At 71.7% G+C, this 15,603-nt stretch carries 13 protein-coding genes and 2 pseudogenes; 4 read left to right on the forward strand and 11 right to left on the reverse strand.

Annotation, left to right across the window (positions count from 1 at the left end):
• Positions 1-35 precede the first annotated feature (35 nt).
• Entirely contained in the window at positions 36-1,412 is a 1,377-nt protein-coding gene (locus tag ACTSKS_RS05270) for a YjiH family protein (RefSeq protein WP_036315788.1), read from the reverse strand.
• Between the two features lie 117 nt (positions 1,413-1,529).
• On the reverse strand, positions 1,530-3,227 hold the full coding sequence (gene hutU / locus ACTSKS_RS05275; protein ID WP_036315785.1) for a urocanate hydratase: 1,698 nt from the start codon (positions 3,225-3,227) through the stop codon (positions 1,530-1,532).
• A gap of 150 nt (positions 3,228-3,377) precedes the next feature.
• On the opposite strand from hutU, the gene ACTSKS_RS05280 reads away from it, so the two are divergent.
• Positions 3,378-4,091, forward strand: a complete 714-nt coding sequence (locus tag ACTSKS_RS05280) for an IclR family transcriptional regulator (RefSeq protein WP_041104426.1) — start codon at positions 3,378-3,380, stop codon at positions 4,089-4,091.
• Between the two features lie 114 nt (positions 4,092-4,205).
• Here the strand turns inward: ACTSKS_RS05280 and ACTSKS_RS05285 are convergent, their stop codons facing one another.
• Both ACTSKS_RS05285 and ACTSKS_RS05290 read right to left on the reverse strand, forming a co-directional pair.
• The gene (locus ACTSKS_RS05285; RefSeq protein ID WP_036315779.1) at positions 4,206-4,745 is read right to left on the reverse strand and encodes a hypothetical protein; all 540 of its coding nucleotides are present in this window, start codon (positions 4,743-4,745) and stop codon (positions 4,206-4,208) included.
• Positions 4,746-4,882: 137 nt separating this feature from the next.
• Complete coding sequence (locus ACTSKS_RS05290; protein ID WP_036315777.1) at positions 4,883-5,668, reverse strand: carbon-nitrogen hydrolase family protein; 786 nt, start codon at positions 5,666-5,668, stop codon at positions 4,883-4,885.
• A gap of 170 nt (positions 5,669-5,838) precedes the next feature.
• Between ACTSKS_RS05290 and ACTSKS_RS05295 the strand changes: the two genes are divergently transcribed.
• Positions 5,839-8,058 carry a catalase gene (locus tag ACTSKS_RS05295; protein ID WP_020624966.1) on the forward strand — a complete coding sequence of 740 codons (2,220 nt, stop codon included), beginning with the start codon at positions 5,839-5,841 and terminating at the stop codon, positions 8,056-8,058.
• Between the two features lie 127 nt (positions 8,059-8,185).
• Here ACTSKS_RS05295 and ACTSKS_RS05300 read toward each other — a convergent pair whose 3' ends face one another.
• Positions 8,186-9,475 (reverse strand): adenylosuccinate synthase, encoded by a 1,290-nt coding sequence (locus ACTSKS_RS05300; RefSeq protein ID WP_073116417.1) that lies wholly within the window; start codon positions 9,473-9,475, stop codon positions 8,186-8,188.
• A gap of 136 nt (positions 9,476-9,611) precedes the next feature.
• Between ACTSKS_RS05300 and ACTSKS_RS05305 the strand changes: the two genes are divergently transcribed.
• A complete protein-coding gene (locus ACTSKS_RS05305; protein WP_442927349.1) occupies positions 9,612-10,163 on the forward strand; it encodes a hypothetical protein in 552 nt (183 codons plus the stop codon).
• A 32-nt stretch (positions 10,164-10,195) separates the two neighbouring features.
• Here ACTSKS_RS05305 and bioB read toward each other — a convergent pair whose 3' ends face one another.
• From bioB to ACTSKS_RS05325, 4 genes and pseudogenes are all read right to left on the reverse strand, one after another.
• Positions 10,196-11,419 carry a biotin synthase BioB gene (bioB, locus tag ACTSKS_RS05310; protein ID WP_170079748.1) on the reverse strand — a complete coding sequence of 408 codons (1,224 nt, stop codon included), beginning with the start codon at positions 11,417-11,419 and terminating at the stop codon, positions 10,196-10,198.
• Between the two features lie 107 nt (positions 11,420-11,526).
• On the reverse strand, positions 11,527-11,904 hold the full coding sequence (locus ACTSKS_RS05315; protein ID WP_442927350.1) for a hypothetical protein: 378 nt from the start codon (positions 11,902-11,904) through the stop codon (positions 11,527-11,529).
• A gap of 125 nt (positions 11,905-12,029) precedes the next feature.
• Positions 12,030-12,623, reverse strand: coding sequence for a GNAT family N-acetyltransferase (locus ACTSKS_RS05320; RefSeq protein WP_235188205.1), 594 nt, complete (start codon positions 12,621-12,623; stop codon positions 12,030-12,032).
• 93 nt (positions 12,624-12,716) lie between these two features.
• Positions 12,717-12,892, reverse strand: a pseudogene (locus tag ACTSKS_RS05325) (transposase); the annotation flags it as partial.
• Positions 12,893-12,989: 97 nt separating this feature from the next.
• Between ACTSKS_RS05325 and ACTSKS_RS05330 the strand changes: the two are divergent.
• Positions 12,990-14,219: pseudogene (locus ACTSKS_RS05330) on the forward strand (short-chain fatty acid transporter); the annotation flags it as partial.
• A gap of 178 nt (positions 14,220-14,397) precedes the next feature.
• Here ACTSKS_RS05330 and ACTSKS_RS05335 read toward each other — a convergent pair.
• Positions 14,398-15,039, reverse strand: coding sequence for a thymidine kinase (locus tag ACTSKS_RS05335; RefSeq protein ID WP_010079593.1), 642 nt, complete (start codon positions 15,037-15,039; stop codon positions 14,398-14,400).
• An 8-nt stretch (positions 15,040-15,047) separates the two neighbouring features.
• The gene (locus ACTSKS_RS05340; RefSeq protein ID WP_036341078.1) at positions 15,048-15,491 is read right to left on the reverse strand and encodes a DUF3151 domain-containing protein; all 444 of its coding nucleotides are present in this window, start codon (positions 15,489-15,491) and stop codon (positions 15,048-15,050) included.
• Positions 15,492-15,603 lie beyond the last annotated feature (112 nt).

Genomic DNA, 15,603 nt, shown 5'->3' on the forward strand with positions numbered 1-15,603 from the left:
GCGGGACGGACGGGGGTGGGGCGGTGGGGTGGGCCTCAGGTGAGCGCGGCCACCAGGTGGGCCAGCGGCGTGGCCAGCACGATGGTGAGCGCCACGCGCTCGACCCAGATCACCAGGAGGTGCCACATCTTCACGGGGATGTCCGTGGCCAGGATGGCAGGAACCACCGCGGAGAAGAAGATGATCGCGGAGACGCAGACGACGCCGATCACGAACCGGGCGACGAGGTCCTCGTGACCGGCCGCCATCGTGGCCGGGATGAACATCTCGGCGATCGAGGTGGCGGAGGCCGAGGCCAGCAGGCCGGGGTCGGAGTAGCCGAGCGCCCAGAACAGCGGGTAGAAGATCACGCCGATCCACTCGAACACGGGCGTGTAGGTGGCCAGGACCAGGGCGATCAGGCCCACGGACATGATGGAGGGCAGGATCTGGAGCACCATCACGAGGCCGTCCCGGAAGTTGACCCAGATGTTCTTCGGCAGGGACGGGGCCTCGGCGAGGGTCTGCTCGGCGGCGCGCAGGGCCACGCGGAAGCGGTCCCGGGTGACGGCCTGCTCGGGCGAGTGGGTGACGCCCGGGTAGCACTCGTCCGGGATGCGGCTCAGCGGCGGGATGCGCACCGTGATGGCGGTGACCGCGAACGTCACCGCGAGGGTGCCGAAGAAGTACCAGAGCCAGATGTCCATCAGGCCCAGCGTCTTGGCCACGATCACCATGAAGGTCGCGGACACCGTGGAGAAGCCGACGGCGATGATCGCCGCCTCGCGGGCCGTGTAGCGGCCGCCGGTGTACATGCGGTTCGTCAGCAGCAGGCCCAGGGCGTAGGAGCCCACGAAGGAGGCGACGGCGTCGACGGCGGCGCGGCCGGGCACGCGCCAGATCGGCCGCATGGCCGGGCGCAGGTAGACGCCCACGAACTCCATGAGGCCGTAGCCGATCACGAGGGCCAGGAAGACGCCGCCGATGGGGACGATCAGGCCCACGGGCACCACGAGCTTGTCCATCAGGAACGGGCCGATGCTCTCGTCCAGGATCCAGCTCGGGCCCACGCCGAACACGACCATCGCCGAGGCGACCAGGCCGAGCACGGCGAGGAAGGCGAAGACCGTCCGGGTGGTGCTGGTGCGCCAGCGGCCCGAGGCGAACGGGTACACGGCGCCGGCGGCGATGATGGCCATGCCCACCCAGCGGTCGGCCGGGCCGAGCAGCCCGCGCACCCAGGTCACCAGGTGGTCCAGCGGGATGGAGCTCGCCCCGTTGATCGTGACGGGCACGAAGAACATGACGATGCCGATCGCCGAGTAGACGATCATGCGCCAGCGCGCCGGCGGGCGGGGCGCGTCGGCCTCGATCGCGGCCATCGCGGTGGTGTCGGTGTGCAGCTCGTGGTCTGCGGGGCGGGACGAGTCCATCGTGGTGTCCTTTCGATCGCGAGCCGGACGGGCGTCCGCCCGTCCGGCTCGCGGCGGTGAAGCCGTCGGACGGCGACGGCGCGGCGGCACCGTCGCCGTCCGACGACGTGACCGGGGTCAGTCCCGGATCGTGGCCTCCATGGGCACACGGACGCCGCGCTCGGCGGCGACCTCGACGGCGCGGGAGTAGCCGGCGTCGACGTGGCGGATGACGCCCATGCCGGGGTCGTTGGTGAGCAGCGCCTCGAGCTTGGCCGCGGCCAGCTCGGTGCCGTCGGCAACGCCCACCTGGCCGGCGTGGATGGACCGGCCGATGCCGACGCCGCCGCCGTGGTGGATCGACACCCAGGTGGCGCCGGAGGAGGTGGCGGTCAGGGCGTTCAGCAGCGGCCAGTCGGCGATCGCGTCGGAGCCGTCCAGCATGGACTCGGTCTCGCGGTACGGGGAGGCCACGGAGCCGGAGTCGAGGTGGTCGCGGCCGATCACGATCGGCGCCTTGACCTTGCCCTCGGCCACGAGCTGGTTGAAGAGCAGGCCGGCCTTGTGGCGCTCGCCGTAGCCCAGCCAGCAGATGCGGGCCGGCAGGCCCTCGAACTCCACGAACTCGGCGGCGCCGTCGAGCCAGCGGTGCAGGTGCTCGTTCTCGGGGAACAGCTCCTTCAGGGCCTCGTCGGTCACGCGGATGTCCTCCGGGTCGCCGGAGAGCGCGGCCCAGCGGAACGGGCCGAGGCCCTCGCAGAACAGCGGGCGGATGTAGGCCGGGACGAAGCCCGGGAACTCGAACGCGCGGGAGTAGCCGGCCTTGCGGGCCTCGTCGCGGATGGAGTTGCCGTAGTCGAACACCTCGGCGCCGATGTCCTGGAAGCCGACCATGGCCTCGACCTGGCGGGCCATGGACTCCTGGGCCTTCTTGGTGAAGGTGTCCGGGTCGGCCTCGGCCTCGGCGTGCCAGTCCTTCTCGTCGATCTCGATCGGCAGGTAGGACAGCGGGTCGTGCGCGGAGGTCTGGTCGGTGACGATGTCGATCTCGACGGTGCCGGCCTTCTGGCGCTCGAGCAGCTCGGGGAACACCTCGGCGGCGTTGCCCACGAGGCCCACGGAGACGGCCTCGCCGTCGCGCTTGGCCTGCATGACGCGCTCGACGGCCTTGTCGATGTCCGTCTCCACCTCGTCCAGGTAGCGCTTGCCCATGCGACGGCGCAGGCGGTCCTCCGAGACGTCCACGATCAGGCAGACGCCGCCGTTGAGGGTGACGGCCAGGGGCTGGGCGCCGCCCATGCCGCCGCAGCCGCCGGTGAGGGTGAGGGTGCCCTGGAGGGAGCCGTCGTAGCGCTTGCGGCCGATCGCGGCGAAGGTCTCGTAGGTGCCCTGCAGGATGCCCTGGGTGGCGATGTAGATCCACGAGCCGGCGGTCATCTGGCCGTACATCATCAGGCCCTCGGCCTCGAGCTTGCGGAACTCCGGCCACGTGGCCCAGTCGCCCACGAGGTTGGAGTTGGCGATCAGCACGCGCGGGGCCCACACGTTGGTCTTGACGACGCCGACCGGCTTGCCGGACTGCACCAGGAGGGTCTCGTCCTCCTCGAGGTCCTTGAGTGTGGCGACGATGGCGTCGTAGGCCTCCCAGGAGCGGGCCGCGCGGCCGGTGCCGCCGTAGACGACGAGGTCCTCGGGACGCTCGGCGACCTCGGGGTCCAGGTTGTTCATGAGCATCCGCAGCGGGGCCTCGGTCTGCCAGGACTTGGCGGACAGCTCGGTGCCGCGCGGGGCGCGGATGGTGCGGGACGGGTCGTGCTGGGTGAAGCCCACGGCCATGGCAGTTCCTCTCGACGGGGTGCGTGCGCCGCCGGGACGAGTGGCCCCTGTGATTTCACGGCTCGGCATGCACTTTCCGAACATTGAAACAGTGACTCGGCTCACGCGCAAGCCCGATCCGTGTGTCCCGCACCCGTTACGCTCCCTGTCATGACCACCACCCCCACCGCCTCGACGCGCACCGTGGACCGGGCCCTGGACCTGCTCGCCGCCGTCACCGAGCAGCCCCGGCTGAGCCTGACCGAGGCCGCCCGTGCCACGGAGCTGCCGGCGTCCACGGCGCTGCGCCTGCTGCGCAGCCTCGAGGGATCCGGCTTCGTGGCCCGCGACGACGACGGCGCCTACCGCCCCGGCGTGCGCCTCATCCAGCTCGGGGCGCGGGCCTTCTCCCGGGACTCGCTCGTGCAGCTGGCCCGCGGGCCGATGGACCACGTCGTGGCCGCCACGGGCGAATCCGTCTACCTCTCGGTGACGACCCCTCCGGACTCCGCCGTCTACCTGGCGATCGTGGAGGGCACGCACTCCGTCCGCCACACGAACTGGGTCGGACGCACCGTCCCCCTGGCGGGCACGGCCGTGGGCGACGCCCTGCGCGGCAGCGTGGCCGCGGGGGACTACACGCTGCGCACCCGTTCCGTGGAGAAGGACGTCACCTCGCTGTCCGCCCCCATCAGCGTGGCGGGCACGGTGGTCGGTGCGCTCAGCACGCTCGTGCCGGCCTACCGCTGCACGGACGAGCTGGCGGACCGGTGCGGGGCGGCCCTCGTCGCCGCCACCGGCGAGCTCGCGCACCTGCTCGGGGCGGCCGACACTCCCAGGGAACGCCCAGCCGACTCCCCTGGAAAGCCCAAGGCGAGTTCGTAGGCTGAAGCCACCTCATCGAAGGTGCGAGTGATGACGGAGAAGGCCCCGGGCCCGGCGAGAGCCGGAACCGGGGCCTTTCTCTGCGGCCGGCGCCCGAGGCGCCGGTTGCGGGGATCAGCGGCGGGAGGAGACGACGCCCGCCCAGAGGCCGCCGAGCAGGCCCGCCACCGGCAGCATCCAGAACAGGTGCAGGCCCGCCCCGTAGAGGACGGTGTTGGAGAACACCGCGAACAGGCCCACGGCACCGAGGAAGCCGCCGACCACGCCACCGACCACGTAGCGCACGACGGAGCGGGCAGCCCCGCCCATCAGCAGCACGACCAGGTAGCCGGCCGCGCCCGCCAGGGCGCCGCCCACCAGGCCGAACATGAACGACTGCACCAGCACGACCCAGCCGTGGCCGGTCTCGCCCAGCGCCACGGAGCCGTTCGGATCACCCAGGTCGCCGGTGAGCACGCGCACGACGTTGCCGATGATCACGACGAGCACCGAGACGAGGATGACGCGGTTGGTGAAGCCCCAGCCCTCCACCGGGCCCAGCGGCTCGAGCACCTCCTCCTCCACCACGGCGTGGCGCACGGGGCGGGCCGGGGCGGTGTGGGCGTTCGCGGCGTGGGGCTGGACGGCGTGGCTGCCGTCGGCGTTGATGGTCATCTCTGATCTCCCGTCCCGCCCCGGGCGGGGCGCGTTCCGAGCGCCGGGGCGCCCGTCTGGTTGCACGTCTGACGTGATTTTAGGCTTTTCCCAGCCCGAGGGGGTAATGGTGACCCGTCCGCCGGGCGGGGGGCGGCTCAGAGGACGTCGGTGCGGCGGTTGGCGAGCGAGGGGAGGAACTCCCGGACCTCGTCGATCCGCTCGCGGGTGACCTCCGCGGTCACCACGGCCTCCCGCTCGTCGGCGAGCTCGGCGACGGGCAGCGCCAGCGGGTCCACGATCATCGAGTGGCCCACGGTGCCGTCCGAGCACGTGTCGGCCGCGGCCACCCACACCGTGTTCTCCACCGCGCGGGCCTTGAGCAGGGTGCGCCAGTGGTCCACCTTGTGCTCGCCGGAGAACCACGCCGCGGGGATCACGAGCACGTCCGCGCCCTCCACCGCCAGACGCCGGGACAGCTCGGGGAAGCGCAGGTCGTAGCAGGTGAGCAGGCCCAGGCGGAGCCCGCCGAGCTCGATCGCCGCGACGCCGCCGTCGCCGGGGGTGATCCGGTCCGACTCGCGGTGCGCGAACGCGTCGTAGAGGTGGAGCTTGCGGTACGCGCCCAGCCGGGCGCCGTCCGCGCCCACCGCCAGCAGCGTGTTGTAGGGACGCCGGTCCGGTCCCGGCTCGTAGCCGCCCGCGACGACGGCGATCCCGTGCTCACGCGCCAGCGCGGCCAGGCCCGCGGCGAACGGCTCCCAGGCCGCGGCGACGGCGTCGGGGAACTCCTCCCCCACCTCGCGGGCCCCGAGCATGGCCTCCTCGGGCAGCACCAGGAGGTCCGCCCCCTCGCCCGCGGCGCGGGCGGCGAGGCGGGCCATCACGGCCAGGTTCTCCTCGACGTCGCCCACGGGCCCGAACTGTCCGACGCTGATCCTCATGCCCCCAGGGTAGCCAGGCCCCTGCCGGTGGCCGTCAGCCCTGGTCAGCGCTGGGGCCAGCCGCCACGCTGGGGACCGGGCACGACGTCGGCCCGCATCGGCCGCCGTCGTCCTCCGCCCCCGATCCGCGCGGCACCGCGCGGCACGTCGACACCACAGGAGCAGACGCGATGACCACCCAGCAGCCCGACATCCCCGGCACGCCGGGGCCGATCACCCCCGACCTCGAGGAGCACACCGCCCTCACCCACCCGGACCAGCCCGTGGCCGTCCCGGCCCCGGACCAGCGCGGTCCGGCACAGGTCTCCCCCACCGGCCAGGACACCGGCGCCGACCCCGCGACCGCCGCGCAGGGCTGCCCGTACCTGACCACCGCGCACGGTGTGCGCCTGCAGGACTCGGACCACTCGCTCAAGGCCGGCCGCCGCGGCCCCACCCTGCTGCAGGACCACCACCTGCGGGAGAAGCTCAGCCACTTCGACCACGAGCGCATCCCCGAGCGCGTGGTCCACGCCCGCGGCGCCGGCGCCCACGGCGTGTTCCGCGGCTACGGCACCGCCGCGAAGATCAGCCGGGCCGGACTCTTCGCCAAGGACAAGGAGACGGAGGTGTTCGTCCGCTTCTCCACCGTGGCCGGCTCCCGCGGCTCCATGGACCTGGCCCGCGACACCCGCGGCTTCGCCACCAAGTTCTACACGGACGAGGGCACGTGGGACCTGGTGGGCAACAACATCCCCGTGTTCTTCGTGCAGGACGCCATCAAGTTCCCGGACGTGGTGCACTCGGTGAAGCCGCACCCGGACCGCGAGATCCCGCAGGCGCAGTCCGCGCACGACACGTTCTGGGACTTCGTGTCCCTGCACACCGAGGCCCAGCACCACACCCTGTGGAACATGTCCGACCGCGGCATCCCGCGCTCCTACCGCATGATGGAGGGCTTCGGCGTCCACACCTACCGTCTGATCGCGGCGGACGGCTCCACCGTGCTGGTCAAGTTCCACTGGAAGCCGATGCTCGGCGTGCACTCCGTGACCTGGGAGGAGGCGCTGCTCACCAACGGCATGGACCCGGACTTCCACCGGCGTGACCTCGCCGACGCGATCGAGGCCGGCGCCTTCCCCGAGTGGGAGCTCGGCGTGCAGGTGTTCGAGGACAACGAGGAGCAGATGTTCGAGGGCATCGACCTGCTCGACCCCACGAAGCTGGTCCCGGAGGAGCTCGCCCCCGTGCAGCCCCTCGGCCGCATGACGCTGAACGCCAACCCGTCCAACTACTTCGCGGAGACGGAGCAGGTGGCCTTCAACCCGGCCAACCTCGTGCCCGGCATCGACGTCACCAACGACCCGCTCCTGCAGGGCCGCCTCTTCTCCTACCTGGACACGCAGCTCACCCGCCTCGGCGGGCCGAACTGGAACCAGCTGCCCATCAACCGCCCGCACGCCCCGGTCAACGACATGCTGCGTGACGGCTTCCACCAGAGCGCCGTGCATCGCGGCGTGGCGCCGTACCGGCCCAACTCGCTCGACGGCGGCCTGCCGTACGAGACCCCCGCGGACGACCACGCGTTCATCGAGCACCCGGAGCCGCTGCCGGCCTCGGTGAAGGAGCGCGCGCACGCCGCGTCCTTCGACGACCACTTCTCGCAGGCGCGCCTGTTCTTCCTCTCCCTCTCCGAGGTGGAGCGCGAGCACGTGGCGCAGGCGTACACGTTCGAGCTCGGCAAGTGCTACGAGCAGACCATCCGCGAGCGCCAGCTGGCCCACCTCGCCGCGATCGACACGCGACTGGCCCAGCAGGTCGCGGACGGCCTGGGCATCCCCGTCCCCGCGCCGACCGAGACCCCGGCCGACGTGCAGCCCTCCCCCGTGCTGTCCCAGATCGGCGGGGCGTGGCCGCTCGACGGCCGTCAGGTCGGCGTCGTGGTGGGCGAGTCCGTGGACGAGAAGGAGCTGGACGCCCTCGTGCAGGGCATCCACGGTGCGGGCATGGTCCCGCTGGTCATCGCACCGAAGGGCGGCCCCGTGGCCGGGGAGATCGTGGCCCAGCGGACCTACCTGACCGCCGCGTCCATCGAGCTGGATGCCGTGGTCGTGGCCTCGCCGGCGGCCCCCGCCGCAGACGCCGCCCCCAGCCTGGACCAGAAGGCCGGCGCCGCCGACTCCGAGGCGGTGGACCCGCGCGTCGTCAAAGTGCTGCAGGAGATGTGGCGCCACTCGAAGGCGATCCTCGCCCTCGAGCCGGCGGAGGCCGTCCTCGCTGCCGCCCAGGTGTCCGGCAAGGGCGTCGAGTCCGCGGCGGACGGCGCGGCCGCCGTGGCGGCGCTGAAGCAGCTCCTGCCCGCGCACCGCGTGTGGGACCGCTTCCCGACGACGGGCCGCCTGGCCGACTGACCGGCGGACCCCCGGGCGCTTTCGAACGTGAGATAGGGCCTATCTCACGTTCGAAAGCGCCCATTCGCCCTCTTTCACGTTCGAAAGTGCAGGCCAGGGTGGGCCGGGGGCGGGGCGGCGGGCCGGGTCAGCCCTCGACGAGGTCGCGGACCTGCACCACCTGGTCGCGGCCCGGGCCCACGCCGATCGCGGAGATCCGGCAGCCCGAGAGCTTCTCGAGGGCCTCCACGTAGCGCTGGGCGTTCAGCGGCAGGTCGGTGAACTCGCGCGCGCCGGAGATGTCCTCGGTCCAGCCGTCGAAGTGCTCGAAGATCGGCTTGGCGTGGTGGAACTCGGTCTGGGTCATGGGCATGCGGTCGTGGCGCACGCCGTCCACCTCGTAGGCCACGCACACCGGGATCTTCTCGATGCCGGTGAGCACGTCCAGCTTGGTGAGGAAGTAGTCCGTGAAGCCGTTGATCCGCGCGGCGTAGTGGGCCATGACGGCGTCGTACCAGCCGGTGCGCCGCGGGCGGCCGGTGTTCACGCCGAACTCGCCGCCGGTGGTGCGCAGCTGCTCGCCCATCTCGTCGAAGAGCTCCGTGGGGAACGGGCCGGCGCCGACGCGCGTGGTGTAGGCCTTCACGATGCCGATGGTCCGGGAGAAGCGGGTGGGGCCGATGCCCGCGCCCACGGCCGCGCCGCCGGCGGTCGGGTTGGACGAGGTCACGAACGGGTAGGTGCCGTGGTCCACGTCCAGGTAGGTGGCCTGGCCGCCCTCCATGAGCACCACCTTGCCCTCGTCCAGGGCGTCGTTGAGCAGGTTCACGGAGTCCACGACCATGGGGCGCAGGCGGTCCGCGTAGCCCAGGAAGTACTCGGCGATCTCGTCCACGGTGACGGCGCGGCGGTTGTAGAGCTTCACCAGCAGCTCGTTCTTCTGCCGCAGGGCGCCCTCGATCTTCTGGCGCAGGATCGACTCGTCGAAGATGTCCTGCACGCGGATGCCCAGGCGGGCCACCTTGTCCATGTAGGTGGGGCCGATGCCGCGGCCGGTGGTGCCGATCGCGCGCTTGCCCAGGAACCGCTCGGTCACCTTGTCCATGGTCTGGTGGTACGGCGCCACGAGGTGGGCGTTGGCGGAGATCTTCAGGTGCTCGCACGAGTGGCCGCGGGACTCGAGCCCGTCGATCTCCTCGAACAGCGCCTCCAGGTTCACCACCACGCCGTTGCCGATCACCGGCACCGCGTTGGGCGAGAGGATGCCGGCGGGCAGCAGCTTGAGCTCGAACTTCTCCCCGTTGACGACGACGGTGTGCCCGGCGTTGTTGCCGCCGTTCGGCTTGACGACGTAGTCCACTCGCCCGCCCAGCAGGTCGGTGGCCTTGCCCTTGCCCTCGTCGCCCCACTGGGCTCCGACGATCGCGATCGCTGGCATCTGCATCTCTCCTCAGGGCCGCGGGTCGTCCCGGACCGGCCCGTACATGGAAAACGCCCCCTTGCGGTGCGCACGGAGGCCGTACCCCCGAATCCTACCAGCGTGACGGATGCCACCCTCTGGCTACGCTGGCGCCATGAGCACCGCAGCGTCCGGCACCCAGCACTCGGAGTTCGCCTCCCCGACCCCCACCCGCAAGGGCCCGAGCGTGGGCACGTGGCGCCCCTGGGCCGTGCTGCCGTGGGCGCTGGCCCTCCTCGCCCTGCCCCTGATCGCGCTCGCCCTGCGCTCCAACTTCGGCGCGAACGGCTGGATGACGGTCATCTACATGGTCTTCGGCGCCCTGCCCCACGAACTCGTCCTCATGGTCCTGGTGGGAAGCCTGTTCCTCCTGCCCCGCGTGAACCCGCAGGATGAGCAGCGGGGCGGCATCCGGCTGGGGCGCCTGCTGCACACGCTGCTGGGCGTCTCCTGGGGGTCCTTCGCGCTGGCCGCGATCATCTTCCCCGACGGCGGCGACCACCCGGACTCCGGCGCCACGACCCCGGTGCTCATGGACCTGCTCGGCACGAGCACCGCGATGGACGTCGGCATCGTGGGCGGCCTCGCCCTCGTGGCCGTCAGTGCGCTCACCGGTCTCGCGGTGATCGTGGTGTGCGTGGTGCGGCGGATCCGCGCCGTTCGCTGAGCACGCTCCCGACGACGGCGGTCAGCGCGGGTTCAGGCGTTGGCGGGCTCGGCCGTGCCCGCGCCCCGGCGGCGCAGCTCGGGCTTCACGGTGCCCTCGGCGCCCGTGTCGGGGCAGGCGTCCTCCGCAGCTCCGGCCGCACCGGAGCCGCACGGGCCGGCGTCGTCCGTGCCGCCGCAGCAGCCGCCGGCCGAGGCGCCGTCGTCGGCCGCGGCCTGCTGCGCACGCTCCTCGGCGCCGAGCACGGTGAAGCCGGCGTCGGCGATCATCTGCAGGTCCGCCTCGGCGTCCTGGCCCTCGGAGGTGAGGTAGTCGCCGAGGAAGATCGAGTTGGCCACCTGCAGGCCGACCGGCTGCAGGGAGCGCAGGTGCATCTCGCGGCCGCCGGCGATGCGCAGCTCCTTGTCCGGGCACGCCAGGCGGACCATGGCGAGGATCCGGAGACACTCGAGGGGCGTGAGCTGCTGGTGGCCCTGCAGCGGGGTGCCGTCGAAGGGCATGAGGAAGTTGACGGGGATGGAGTCGGAGTCCAGGTCGCGGAGCGCGAGGACGGCCTCGACGAGCTGCTCGTGCGTCTCCCCCATGCCCGCGATCAGGCCACTGCAGGAGGACAGGCCGGCGGCGCCGGCCCGCTGCACGGTGTCCACGCGCTGCTCGTAGGTGTGGGAGGTGCAGATGGACTCGTAGTGGGACTCGGCCGTGTTGAGGTTGTGGTTGTAGGCGTCGACGCCGGCGTCCTTGAGCTTCTCGGCCTGGCCGTCCTTGAGGAAGCCGAGACACGCGCACACCTCGACGTCCGGGTGCTGGGCCTTGAGGTCGCCGACCATGCCGGCCACGCGGTCGACGTCGCGGTCCGTGGGGCCGGTGCCCGAGGCGACCATGCACACGCGCGAGGCGCCGCCGGCGATGCCCAGACCCGCCTGGCGGACGGCCTCCTCCGGCTTGAGCCACGTGTAGCGCAGGATCTCGGCCTCGGTGCCGAGCCGCTGGGAGCAGTAGGTGCAGTTCTCCGGGCAGAGGCCGGTCTTGAGGCTGACCAGGTAGTTGACCTTGACGGTGCGGCCGAAGTGCTTCTCGCGCAGGCGCGAGGCCGCCGCGACGATGCGGAACGTGTCCGCGTCCGGGGCGTCCAGCACAGCGACGGCCTCCTCAGCGGTAAGCACGTGGCCCGCCTCGATGCGGTCCACGAGGGCCTCGGGGTCGAGGGCGGCGGCGGGGCGGGGGTCGACGGCGGGGGAGTCCTGGGTGGCGGTCATGCGGGCCTCTCCGGTGGGCGGGGCTCGGCCCCGGGTGGGTCTGACTCGAGGGACTCTAACAGTGTTCATTGAACAGTGTTCAGGAGCGGGGGGCCATGACCCCGACGTCAGCGCCCGTGCCGGTCCAGAGGGACCGGCTCGGGCCGAGGCTGCTCCTCGAACGTCGTCGTCGCCGCGAGGATGCCGTGGGCGGCGGCAGCGAGCACCGCGCCGAGCAGACCGGCCACGACCGCCCGGACGCCGGCGTCGTCGATCACGTTCAGCGCCAGCCCCGGAATGACCGCGGCCCCCATCAGCAGCATCACCCACGCGGTGGAGCCGGCTCCGGCGTCGAACACGTTGCGGCGAGCCTGCTCCGCCTCGACCCGGTGATGCACCCCTCGCAAGGCGAGCATCGCCCCGAGGGCCGTGACGGCCACCAGCGTCAGACCCCACCCCAGTCCCAGATCCTGCCGCAGCCCCGCGAACACACCAGCCGAACCCACCAGGGCAGATGCCACACCGATGCGCCACCGCCACTCACGCTCATTCCCCACCCGGCTCACAGCCCCATGCTGGCACACGGCCCTCGGAGGCGGAGCGGCAGATCATGCGGTCGTGGCCGGCGGGATCACTCCTGCGTAAGGGGCGGATGGAACTCCGAGGCGAGCATCGCGTAGGTGGCACCATCCACCCAGCCGCGCGTGAGATGCAGAGACTCCTCCTTGAACGTGCCCTCGTGACGCATCCCCACCTTCTCCATGATGCGCAGACTCGGAGCGTTGTCCGCGAAGGCATGAGCCTCCACGCGTCGCACACCCAGATCGTCGAACGCGAAGCCCAGCAGGGCTCGCGCAAGCTCGGTGCCATAGCCCTGCCCGGCCTGGCGCGGATCGATCGTCCAGCCGAGCTCGGCCTGGGCGTCCCGGGCTTCCTCCTGCGGGCCGTCCTGACTCCACGCGTCCTGCACCGCGACCTTCCCGACACCGACGATGACGTCTCCGGCCCGCACGGTGAGGCGGTCCCCCGCCCCGAGGTAGGACTCGCGCAGCGCGCCCTCACTCTCCGGACGGCCCGAGGTCCACGTCCACACCTGCTCGAGACGGCAGAAGCCCCACACGGCGGGTGCATCGAGACCCCGGAACGGGGTGAGGGTCAGCCGGCGGGCTCGCAGCGGGAAGCAGACGCCTCGACTCGCGGCGAGCTCCAGGAGAGGGGTGGCCATGACAGACAGGGTACGAACAAAAGTCCTCGAGTCAGCCCCCGGACAGACCAGTGCCCACACCCTGCGTCGATGTCAGATCCACGCGGCCTCTCAGGGCCCGTTGACCTCGGGCAGATCCCGCCACGGAGTCCCGCACCTGCACCGGTAGATGATCGCTTCGCCCATCGTGCGGGCATCCGAGAAGGGTCGACCCTGCCGGCCCGTGCGGTCTGGAGCAGCGGGGCGATCAGCTCCGATTTGGCGTCGGAGACGACCTGGAACCGGGACATAGCCTCCCGGGTCTCAGCGGGTCCCTGGATCCATTCTCAGACACGCCCTAGGCCATCTCCAGCGTCGAGGCCCGCCTCACAACAGAGGAGGTCCTCGCTGCTCACTCCGGCCGGGCCGGCCGACGTCGTCGTGGGCTGGGGTGAGGGCCTGTCCGGGCTGCTGGCGTTCATCACGCAGATGGCGCTCGTGCTCATGCTCGGACACATCCTGGCGAACACCGGCCCGGTGCGCCGTCTGCTCGCCAGGCTCGCCAGCATTCCCCGCACGCCCCTGGCCGCCTACATCTTCGTGTTCGTGGTGGCGGCGGCGGCCTCCCTCATCACGTGGGGCCTGGGCCTGGTGGTCGGTGCGCTGCTGGCCAAGGAGGTCGCGGCGCAGGCCCGTGAGCGCGGGCTGGTCCTGCACTTCCCGATGCTGGTGGCCGCCGGGTTCTCCGGGTTCGTGGTGTGGCACATGGGGTACTCGGGCTCCGGCCCGCTGACGGCCGCCACCCCCGGTTCGTTCCTCACGGAGAGCCTGGACGGCCGGACGGTCCCGGTCTCGGAGACCACCTTCTCCTGGTGGAACATCACCGCCGCCGTGGTGACCGTGCTCGTCGTGGCCCTGGCCCTGTTCCTCGTCGCCCCGCGCGCCGGGGACCGGATCGTGGAGCTGGAGATCGACGCGCGGGACCAGGACGCCGTGCCCGCACCGGAGATCGAGACGCCGGCGGACCGCCTCGACGCCTCCCGTGTCCCCACGCTCCTCGTGGGCGCCATGCTCGTGGTCTATCTGGTGATGCACTTCGTCGGCGGCGGCACCCTCACCCTGGACATCGTCAACTGGTCCTTCCTCGCGCTGATCCTGCTGCTGGTGCGCAGCCCGCACGAGCTGATCGGCCTCACCCAGTCGGCCGCGTCCAACGTGGGCGAGATCCTGCTGCAGTTCCCCCTCTACGCGGGCATCCTCGGCATGATGACGACCACCGGCCTGGTGGCGGTGCTCTCGGACGCCTTCGTGGCGATCTCGAACCCGGTGACGTTCGGCCTGCTGGCGTTCCTGGCCGCGGGCCTCGTGAACTTCTTCGTCCCCTCCGGCGGCGGACAGTTCGCCGTGCAGGGCCCGATCATGCTCCAGGCCGGGGAGGCGCTCGGCGTGGACCCGGCAATCACCATCATGGCCGTCTCCTACGGCGACCAGTGGACCAACATGATCCAGCCGTTCTGGGCAATCCCCCTTCTGGCGATCGCCGGGCTGAAGATGCGCGACATCCTGGGGTACACCACGGTCGTGCTGCTCGCGTCGGGGCTCGTCTTCGGCGGCACGCTCCTGCTCGTCTCGCTCTGACCCGATCGGCCGATGCCGGACGTGGCAGGACAGACGAAGGGCCCCGGGATCACCGGGGCCCATCGCCTGTCATCACTCGCACCTTCATCACTCGCACCTCGATGAAGTGGTTCCACCGTACGAACCGAGCATGGGCGCAGCCGTCACGCAGCCTGGCAGTTGCCTGGCAATGGCCGCCTCAGCCCAGGGCACCGCCGGACTCCGCCAGGTAGCACGTGCCGCACAGGGACTCGTAGGTCACCTGGACACCGTCGATCGCCACCTGGTCCCCCTCGAACACGAAGTGCTCGGCGCCCGTGGCCGGGTCAACGACCTTGCGCGTGTTGAACACCGCCTTCCGGCCGCACCGGCAGATGGTCTTCAGCTCCTCGAGGGAGTGCGCCAGCTCCAGCAGCCGCGCGGAGCCCGGGAAGGAGCGGGTGCGGAAGTCGGTGCGCAGTCCGTAGGCGATCACGGGGACGCCGTCGAGCACGGCGATGCGCAGCAGGTCGTCCACCTGCGCCGGCTCGAGGAACTGTGCCTCGTCCACGAGCAGACACGCCACGGGCGGGGCCTCCACGTGCCCCACGAGGGCGTCCGGGTCGTCACCGGTGGCGTGCCGGCGGAACAGCTCCCGCACGTCCGCGCCCGCCGGGACGAGGAAGTCCACGGCGCGGGTCACACCGAGGCGGGAGACGACGTCGCCCTCCCCCTTCACGTCCACCTCCGGCTTGGCCAGCAGCACCCGCTGGCCGCGCTCCTCGTAGTTGAAGGCGGCCTGCAGCAGGCCCGTGGACTTGCCGGAGTTCATGGCCCCGTAGCGGAAGTAGAGCTTGGCCACGGCTCCGCTCAGCCCTGGGCGCGGCCCTGGCCGGCCTCGATCTGCTCTGCGGCCGTGGGGTCCGAGTCCCGCAGGAAGGTGCGGATGCGCTCGACCTCCTCGGACTCCCCGATCCCGGCGGCCGCGCGGCCCAGCGCGTACAGGGCGCGCAGGAAGCCGCGGTTGGGCTCGTGGGCGTACGGCACCGGGCCGGCGCCGCGCCACCCCGCCCGGCGCAGCGCGTCCAGACCCCGGTGGTAGCCGACGCGGGCGTACGCATAGGAGTCCACGGTCCGGCCCTTGGCCCACGCGTCCTCCGCCATGAGCGCCCACACCAGGGAGGACTCGGGCGCCACCGGCACGATGTCCTCGGGCAGGTCACCTGCCTCGAGCCGGGCCAGCACCTCCGGCTCCTCCGGCAGGCGCGTGGCCGGCGGCTCCATCAGGTTCTTGCCGATCAGGGACTCGGACATGGGATGCCTCTTCTCCTCGCGGACGATGCGGTCGCGGCCGAGTCTATCGACGGCGCCGGACGCCGGACGGATCGCCGTCCCCGCGTCCAGGACGGTCCGGTACCGTAGGCGC

The organism is Micrococcus sp. TCR-5 (genome assembly GCF_052220525.1).
GTDB lineage: Bacteria > Actinomycetota > Actinomycetes > Actinomycetales > Micrococcaceae > Micrococcus > Micrococcus luteus.